This window comes from Dyadobacter alkalitolerans DSM 23607 (assembly GCF_000428845.1).
GTDB lineage: Bacteria > Bacteroidota > Bacteroidia > Cytophagales > Spirosomataceae > Dyadobacter > Dyadobacter alkalitolerans.
On sequence record NZ_AUAS01000027.1, the window covers coordinates 20087 to 27043 of the forward strand.

Sequence of the window (6957 nt, forward strand, 5' to 3'; positions counted from 1 at the left end):
GTTATTGTGCACGCTGCTTCTCAGATTCGCCTACGTCCTTGTTCTGGTAGATAGATTGCTTCAAGCGACCCAAACTGTACGAAATCACGATCCGGACATAATTGGTATTGTACTTTCTGCCGTACACAATGTCGGTGGAACCCAATCTGTATTCTCCGGCCGCCCGAGCCCGGTGAAATAAATCGTTCGCTTCAAGGTTACAGCTCAATGCATCTTTAAGGAATTTCTTTTCAAGACCAATATTGACCGAAGACTGATCTTCTCGTAAATAGATGCCGTCCTGCTTGTCGCTTTGGTACCATGCTGTTGTGTAGAAAATGATCCAATTGCCCAGATTAAAGCGGTTCTGAGAATATAGGTAATAATATGGCTGTTTGGCTCTTCCGGAAAAAACCCCAGCATCGTCTATGGCATTGTTGTAGCTAATGCTTGCAGCATTGACCGAGTTCCACCACTTTGTGTTGATCGTTTTGCTAATCGAAGAAAAATAGGCGTGTTCTTTGCCGATATTGGCACGTCGTAAAATATACACGCGCGGATCATTCTCTGCCTGAAAAGCACCGCCGCTTATTAAGTTAAGGGTATAGTTGTAACCTGTCTTCATACTCCAACTACCCAGGGTAGCACCCAGCTCAAAAGAATGTACTTTGGCTGGCCGGATGTTTGGGTTCCCCTGAATAGAAGTAAAGCTGTCCTGATAAATAACGAATGGGTTGAGCGACTGGTACGAAGGGCGGTCGATCCGGGAGGAATAGGTGATGTAGGCGTTCGCGTTCTCGGAAAATCTGGCGGTCAGCGAAGCATTGGGAAAGACATTGATGTAAAGATCGTCGAGCGTGGCTCCTTCTTTAACACTTGTCAGCAGCGCATAGTTGGTTAATTCTGCTCTTAGCCCTAAGCTGTAATTCCAGTCCTTCTTGATGCGGCCGCGGAAGTTAGCATATCCGGCAGGCACCCGCTCAGTGTAGTCAAAATCACTCGACAGCTTGTCGTCCTTTGTTGGCGTTCCATTTTTGCCGACGTTCATGAATGTGGTCAACGAGTAATTTTTTACATATGCCAGCTTGCCGCCAGCCTCCAGGCTAGCACCTCTTTTGAAAGCTTTGACGAAATCGGCCTGGATGCTCAGAATATGGATGTTGCCTTCTCCCATGTTATTGATTAATTGCGTCTTCTCCGTGCCTGCCAAGGTTTCTGACTGGCGTATCTTATTGTCGAAATTGTGTCGGTACGATGCATACTGCCCCCCAACGAACAGGTTAGAACCCAAGCTGTCAATATCCAAGTTGTAGTTGGCGTTAAACATATTATCCCGCGACAACTCATCCCACGCTAAATTGCTGGCATAAAGCCCGGTTTGGTGGTCGGTGATGGTATTGTCGCTCAACTGCGCGCCGCCTAGTTTCTCGTAAGCCCCGGTGTACTGAAAAGACACGTAGCTATTTCGCTTCATGTTATATTGAAGGCCCATACCGTAGTTGGAGAAGTTGTCGTGCTTATATCGCCAGTCAGTGGTGAGCTTGGAGCTAAAAAGATCGGGCGGTGCATTTCGGACGCGGGTCGTTTTCAATATCATACGGTCGTTGCCCAGCTGCAAACCATAACTGCCCTTTACAGACCAGGCTCCCTTTGCGTAGCTAAGATCGATATTAGTCTGGTTATCGTACCCGGCAAACTTGCTGTACGAATAGTAGTTCTTTAGCATGGCTCGGATATCCTCACCAGCATCACGCTTCGTAGTGATGTTGATTACCGCATTGCCTTGGGCGTCGTAGCGGGGGCCTGGATTACTAATGATTTCGATCTTGAAAACGTTGGTGGGCGAAAGAGCAGATAACTGATCGTTCGAAATTCGGACACCGTTGATGAAAATAATGGCCGCCCCCTTACCAAAGAAACCGATTTGGCCCTCGGCATCGTAAATCACCCCAGGAGACCGGCTCAGTATCTCATCGACCGAAGTGCTGGTAGCCAAGGGGGTATTTTCGATTTTTATTTCTATCGATCCATCGCCTCTCTCTTGTACGAGCGGCGCCTTCGCCCTCACGAGCACTTCGTTCAATTCATTAGCCGACCTTCGTAGTATTATATTTCCTACGTCTACTTGGGCACTCCCTTTGTAAGGAACGAACAGGTAGGTATCCGCAAACTCAAGAGAAGTGATTTTTAGAAGTACTTGCGGTTGGTCCAACCCAGAAAGTTCAAATTTGCCTTCCGGAAAGGGTGTTCCTTTGATAATGCTGGAATCTTGGGGATTGATGATGATGGCATTACCCAAAAGGGCTTCCCCCTTAGTGTCGATAACATTGCCTTGGACGGAGGTTATTGTTTGGGCGTAAGAACAGACGCTCAAAGTGAAGAGGCAGGCAGTGATCAAGACGGTCGGTTGGTTGGTCATAGGGCTTCCATAGCGGCGGATAATCTGTACGACCACAAAAGAACAGAAGAAAGCCTTCGCAGAAGCGAAAAGTAGATCAACAGCCGCTTTGCGCAACCAGCCGAAGTCTGAGCGGAGATATAAGGTTTCATCGACGCGGACAGCCTCTCTGACACCTTTTATGGTTCTATTGACTACTTTTGTTTTGTGCCGTATTCTTTGACCGTACCTTGCTACATCAAAATGGACACTTTGGCAAGCCTATACCGCCGGTGGGACACCCCTCTGCTCAGAAACCTGGTTTTCTGGGCAGTGATCTATTTATTCCATCTGATTACCACCAACCGGGCTTTTTACAGTAACGTCGCGCATCTGGTTGGGGCGATATCCTGGATAACTTTGCTCCAAGTCGGAGTTGCCTACACCACGCTCTACGCATTGATTCCCTACTTTCTGAACAAAAAGCGGTTTTACACTTTCAGTATTCTGCTGACGTTACTACTATTTTTAGCCGCTACTGGCTACCACGCGGCCAATTACTACTACTTTGAACCTGCCTACCCGCAATCCTATGCGACGCGCTTTGATGCATTTGGCTACCAATCCATGCTCGAGCGGATTACCGATATTTCCCTCACAGCCAGCAAAGCCATTTTTTTCTTTTCACCTACTGTATTGCTGCTGCTATTTCAGTTTTACCGCGACCAGCAGCGCCTTTCCCAAATCAACGAGCAGAAAAAGACCGCTGAACTAACAGCTCTTAAGCACCAGCTAAATCCTCATTTTCTGTTTAATACACTGAATAATGTGTACGCCCTGGCTATTAAAAAATCAGATAAAACTCCAGAGGTCATCAGCAAACTGTCGGATATCCTCGACTATGTGCTATACCGTTGCAACGAAGACTACGTCCCGCTCATCAAAGAAGTCGAACTGATCGAGAACTACCTGACCTTAGAGAAAATACGATATGGAAAGCGGGTTGTCATTACCTTCAATCCATCTTACAGCCATGATGTGAAGATTGCCCCTTTGTTGCTACTTACTTTTGTAGAAAATGCCTTCAAACATGGCGTTAGCCAGGAGATCAACCAGGCAACTATTGACATAATGTTGCATGCTCACAAAAACACAATTACATTCTATATTCGAAATACTATCCCGACTGACGCGCCCCGTGATAACGACAAAAAGCCTGCAATCGGCCTGAAAAATGTCAGAAAGCAACTTGAACTCTTGTATCCCAGCGCGCACCAACTGCGATTAGACGAGGCGAAGGGTACTTATATGGTTACGCTAGACCTAAAAACGCCATGACCTACACCTGCCTGATTGTAGACGATGAAGAACTCGCCCGCGAGTTGATTAACACCCATATTGAAAAATTGCCTGAATTCAAAGTAGTGCACACTTGTGCTAGTGCTTTGGAAGCCAGGAATGTGTTACAGCAGACATCGGTCGATCTGCTTTTTCTTGATATCGAAATGCCATTGATGAAAGGCACCGATTTTTTCAAAAATCTGCTTCACAAACCAAGCGTCATTTTCACTACCGCGTACCGTGATTATGCACTCGATGGCTTTAACTTAAACGCAGTAGATTATCTGCTAAAGCCGATTACATTTGAGCGCCTGTTTCAGGCGACTGAGAAGTTCCTGAGTCAGCGGCCCGAGACAATTGCTGACATGTCAAGGATATCACAGAGGGACTATATCTTCATCGCAAAGAACCGAAAACAGGTAAAGTTACTACTGGACTCCATCTTATTCGTTGAAAGCTTTAAAGACTACATCACTATTCATCTGCCCGACGAAAAGCACGTGATTAAATACAGCATCTCTTCCTTTCAAAGATTGCTAGACGATCGCTTTCTACGTGTTCACCGCTCATATATAGTCAATGTACACAAAATCACTGCTTACACGAAGCTGGACGTAGAGATCGAAAAGCATGAAATTCCCATCGGCGAGCAGTACCGCACGTTAGTGCTGCAGTACTTTAAGGAATGAATGTGCTTCAAAGTTACAATAACTTTAATTGTTAGCAGAAAATCACCTAAACCATAGCAGGCTATTTAAGCGTGATACACTATATTTTGGTTGTCGGAAGTACTACATCTCTTGACGATAGGAAAAAATGTTGGTTTGATCATTTGCCAAGTATAGGCTCATGTGTATTCTTTAAATTTAAGGCAAGGTCGCACGTCCACATTCAGGACAGTGGGTATGACACCGCCTTCTCATTAAACGGTTATTCCGGTTTGTCACATATCTTATGGCACTTTACGAACGGACGTTCGTAAAGTGCCATAGAAGGCTTCTGCCTTAACTTACTAAGCCTAATATTGCAACTTTGAGCTAGTGGTATATCCTTATAGTACACTCACTTATAGACTTGACAAGCATACTACTGACGCAAGTCGCTTGGAACGGTGGAGTAGGGTCCCAAATATTATATCTTTGCCTCATGATTATATCTTTGCCTCATGGGTGAGCATACATCAAAGCACGATACATTCCTTCAGTCTATCATGGGTAACCAGCAAATTGCGCTGGATTATTTTCGCTCTTGCCTGCCAGAACAGATTCTTGAAAAGTTAGATTTTTCCACTCTCCGGCAACTTCCTGACACTTACGTTTCAAAAGAGCTTCAAAAATCTATTTCAGATATCGTCTATGTGTGCAAAAGGACCGGTGGGGAAGGAGAGGTAAAAATTTCCCTTTTGATCGAGCACAAAAGTTATGTGGACAAATACACGCCAATACAGATCGGTAGGTACATCTTTTCAGGCTTATTGAAGCAGCTTGCAGAAGGGGAGAAACCTTCCCTGATTATTCCAATCCTGCTTTACCATGGCAAGGCCAAGTGGGAATATAAAACATTGTCATCATTATTCCAGGAACTTGAACCGGAGCTATTGCGGTTCGTTCCGGATTACCAATACGTTTTTAATAATTAGGTAAAATCCCTGATGAGCAGATCCAGGCACTGCATAACAACTTCTTGGCGGCCTCTCTTCTGGCCATGAAATACAGCGTCTTTAAAGATCGCCTTAACCCTTTAATTCCTACAATATTAAAGCTGGCCGGCGGGATAGATCAGAACTTGCAAACCAGCCTGATTGTTTATACATTCGTAAACAGTGAGCTAAGCGAGCAGCAAATCGTTGAATTGATAACATCGTTGCCTGCACAAATTAAAGAAACAGTTATGAGCACGTTGGATATTTTTGTTGAGAAGGGTCGTAAAGAAGGTTTGAAAGAAGGTGAGCTGAAAGGCAAATTGGAAGGCCAACAGGAAAAGACTGAAAACGCAGTTCGAAACCTAATCAAGCAATCTTTGCTAACAGACCAGCAGATTGCTTCTGCCCTGGAAGTGACAGTTAATTATGTGGCCAATATCCGCAAGCAATCCTAATTCTTCGGAAAGTTAGGGAGAACATCTAGCCTCTTTTAAGACGTACCCTTTTCACTTTTGGGTGCTGTTCACACAACAGAATCATATGGTCCCGGTTTATATAATCATTGGACAGTAGCAAAGCAATTTGTTTTCTAATATTTGATAATATAAGTGGCCGGCTTAATACTGTCAGGCTACTTAGCAGCATGCGTCGTACGCTGGTACCCCTTTTGAGATGTTCTTACAGGAATTGATGCTGTAAACACTTTGTCAAGTAATGAAGGTATTTCCCTTTTCTAACTGTGAGATTTGTTTAACCAGATAAGATCTTTTTTCAATGTCGTCTTCATTGTGCAACGCTTTGCTAAGCTCGACAAACCGGCTTGCCGCCTGAGTAAACTCATCTGTTGAAAGAAACGATTGTAGCCAGCCAGCAAAATCTTCAAGTCCAGGTTGCTTGTAATTGTATTGAAAGTATTCCAAAAATGAAGGGTTTTCTAGGTTTGATCCTTCCCACTTGTCTACATGTATAATAGGCCTTTCAAAGAATTTGTCAAGCACATAGGTATTAGAGCAAAAGGTTTCAAAAGCTTTATGCCCCGCCTGCCTGCTCTGACCCGCCTTGTAAAGTATGATAGTCCATTCAAACAAAAAGTCTGGAAAACCGGCATCTTCCGGAAAGTTCTTGGCGAACCATTTTGTGTAAGCCAATCCACCAACATAATCTGCCAATTGCACAAAATACCTGGTCGGTAAGTACCGTAGGCCACGGCTGTCATCATAACCGCCAAATTTCCTTTTCTCACCGGCCAGGACTTTTTTGATATTGGCAATTTTTAATCGGAGCCGTTCGGTTTGTTTTGGTGTCATTGAATTGCTTCTTTGATAGTAACAGTCTTAGCGCCTTGATAAGTTACGTGAAATCCCGATTACAGCCAAAAGTTGTCGTTCTCACCAAATAGTTGTGTGCAGCAACTCAATGATTTGCCGTTTGATTAACCGGTTTTTGCTTCTTCGACACATCACATAAACTGTAATCCAGACCAGACCAATATAAATGAATATCACGAGCTAAGGACAATACAGTTCATATGCTACTGAAATCGGTTGACAGTTAGCCCGTTTTCAAGTATCCAGGCGGGTATTGGACATTTCCAAAACGGATTTTTTTGTACGGGTAC

At 44.4% G+C, this 6957-nt stretch carries 6 protein-coding genes; 4 read left to right on the plus strand and 2 right to left on the minus strand.

What is annotated here, in order from left to right; translation table 11 throughout:
* Position 1: 1 nt before the first annotated feature.
* Positions 2-2353, minus strand: a complete 2352-nt coding sequence (locus tag G395_RS30570; RefSeq protein WP_169720090.1) for a TonB-dependent receptor — start codon at positions 2351-2353, stop codon at positions 2-4.
* Between the two features lie 267 nt (positions 2354-2620).
* Between G395_RS30570 and G395_RS31405 the strand changes: the two genes are divergently transcribed.
* From G395_RS31405 to G395_RS0125950, 4 genes are all read left to right on the plus strand, one after another.
* Complete coding sequence (locus G395_RS31405) at positions 2621-3694, plus strand: sensor histidine kinase (RefSeq protein WP_051350422.1); 1074 nt, start codon at positions 2621-2623, stop codon at positions 3692-3694.
* A complete protein-coding gene (locus G395_RS0125940; protein WP_026632690.1) occupies positions 3691-4386 on the plus strand; it encodes a LytR/AlgR family response regulator transcription factor in 696 nt (231 codons plus the stop codon). The genes G395_RS31405 and G395_RS0125940 overlap by 4 nt, the downstream gene beginning before the upstream one ends.
* Before the next feature lie 476 nt (positions 4387-4862).
* Positions 4863-5336, plus strand: a complete 474-nt coding sequence (locus G395_RS0125945; RefSeq protein ID WP_026632691.1) for an Rpn family recombination-promoting nuclease/putative transposase — start codon at positions 4863-4865, stop codon at positions 5334-5336.
* Positions 5337-5401: 65 nt separating this feature from the next.
* On the plus strand, positions 5402-5794 hold the full coding sequence (locus G395_RS0125950; protein WP_026632692.1) for an RpnC/YadD family protein: 393 nt from the start codon (positions 5402-5404) through the stop codon (positions 5792-5794).
* 252 nt (positions 5795-6046) lie between these two features.
* Here G395_RS0125950 and G395_RS0125955 read toward each other — a convergent pair whose 3' ends face one another.
* Complete coding sequence (locus G395_RS0125955) at positions 6047-6514, minus strand: hypothetical protein (RefSeq protein WP_229204297.1); 468 nt, start codon at positions 6512-6514, stop codon at positions 6047-6049.
* Between the last annotated feature and the right edge of the window lie 443 nt (positions 6515-6957).